Annotated in this window: 1 protein-coding gene and 1 pseudogene; both read right to left on the reverse strand. The window is 29.0% G+C overall.

All coding sequences use genetic code 11. From position 1 onward, the window contains the following. Window positions 1-296: 296 nt before the first annotated feature. Window positions 297-1,551: pseudogene (locus VK998_RS13020) on the reverse strand (IS3 family transposase). Window positions 1,552-1,687: 136 nt separating this feature from the next. Then, the coding region (locus tag VK998_RS05415; RefSeq protein WP_325226348.1) for a hypothetical protein at window positions 1,688-1,895 on the reverse strand (208 nt) is incomplete at its 5' end.

Below are 1,895 nucleotides of genomic sequence, written 5' to 3' on the forward strand. Positions count from 1 at the left end.
ATCCTTTTACAATAGCTTAAATCCTTAGAGTACTAAAACCCGGATCTGGTAAATCTTTACATGTTGCAACTTTTACAATAGCTTAAATCCTTAGAGTACTAAAACATCCCAAGTCGGATTGACCCCTTAATTTTGGACAAAAACTCACTAATACTTCCAATATCATAATATTTCATTTTGCCCTTGGTTTATTGTACATTAATATTTATCTTCATCAAGGGTAAAGGCTACGCCCATTAAAGCAGGCCCTTGATTTCAGCTAAATATTAATGTGTTAGGCACCTGAAGGCAAAGTATTAAAGCTTTATTTTCAAAGGTTTTGCTGTTCCTTCCAATGTTTTATGGTAAAATTCTACTGGTGAAATATATCCTAAAGAACTATGGATTCTAACTTTATTGTAGAATTTAATATATTTAGATACTACTTCTAGCTTTAAGTATAGCTTTTAAATTCGTACCTTGACAAACATTCATCTTCTAACAATCTATGAAAAGCTTCTATATGGGCATTTTTATTTGGAGTCTTAAACGGTATCCTTTCATGCTCTAATTTTAATTCTTTACAAGTATCTTGAAATTTATTGCTGATAAATTGTGGACCATTATCTGACCTTATAATCAAGTTAATTTTCTTATTATAAAGTTCCCGCTTCATTAATGCCCTTTTAAGGGTTACAATTATGTCTTCAGTTTTACAAGATAATCCCATATGATATTCTACTATATTTCTATCATATACATCTAAAAAGGAAGCTATATAGAAGAATCTATCTTCACCATGAATATAACCATATTTAACATCTACTTCCCAAAGGGAATTTGATGTTGTTATTTCTCTATTTATAGCTATTTTTCTAGGATATTTAGGTTTAATTTTCCTTTGAGGCCTTAAGACCTCAAGCTCTTTACATAATCTATATACTTTTTTCTTATTTATAATTAAATTAAATTTCCTTCTTAACAATACAGTTATTTTGCAGTAACCGTAGTACAATCCTTCTGTTTCAATGATTTTTAATATATATTCCTTTATTTGTTCATCACAAATATGATTGCCATCTTTATCAAAAGAGTAACCAGGAATTGGTCTACCGCCTTTATTTATTTTTGTATCTTCATTCATATCTTCAGTTTTAGTTCTTTTTTTAATATTGTAATAATAGGTAGACCTACTTAATCCAAGAATTTTAAGGACAGTAACTGCAGTATATCCTAAATCAATCCATTTCTTCGCAATATTAACTTTATCTTCTATTGTGGGTTCGTTTTTTTTAAAAGGTCTTTAAGAATGGCAATTTCTAAATCTTTTTCGCCTAATAATTTTTTTAATTGCTCATTTTCTTCTTCTAGGGATTTAGCATTAATATTATTGGAATAATTATAATTTGGAATTAGTCCATTTTCTTTCTTTGACTCCCTAACCCAGCGGGTAACAGTTCCAGGGACTAAATCGTGTCTTCTGGCAACTAATGTAGCATTACCAGTTTCTTCTACTTCCTTAATAATTTGACGTTTAAATTCTTCTGGATATCTTTTACCTTTACCTCTCAATTTAGACAACCTCCCATTAATTTTTATTTTACTAAATTAGTGTGCGATTGTCCAAATAGGTTAGGGGGCTTAATAGTGGCAGTGATTGAAAGTATAATAATTTTATTAAAAACACCTCCTATTTTTCAGGAGATGTTTATCTAAATATTTTTATTGCATCTATTTCATCATTTTTGTCTTTTACTAATTTCATTAAATAGTTTCCTAAATTATTTCCGATTTCATATAAATAACCTTGATTTCCTCCGCCCTTTCTATTAAAAGGAGAGTATTTTGAAGGACATAATTTAAGTATTTCTTCTATATTATCATCAATACTAATTGGACTAGCCAGTTCATTGTAT

The organism is Schnuerera sp., assembly GCF_035459645.1.
Lineage (GTDB): Bacteria > Bacillota > Clostridia > Tissierellales > Tepidimicrobiaceae > Schnuerera.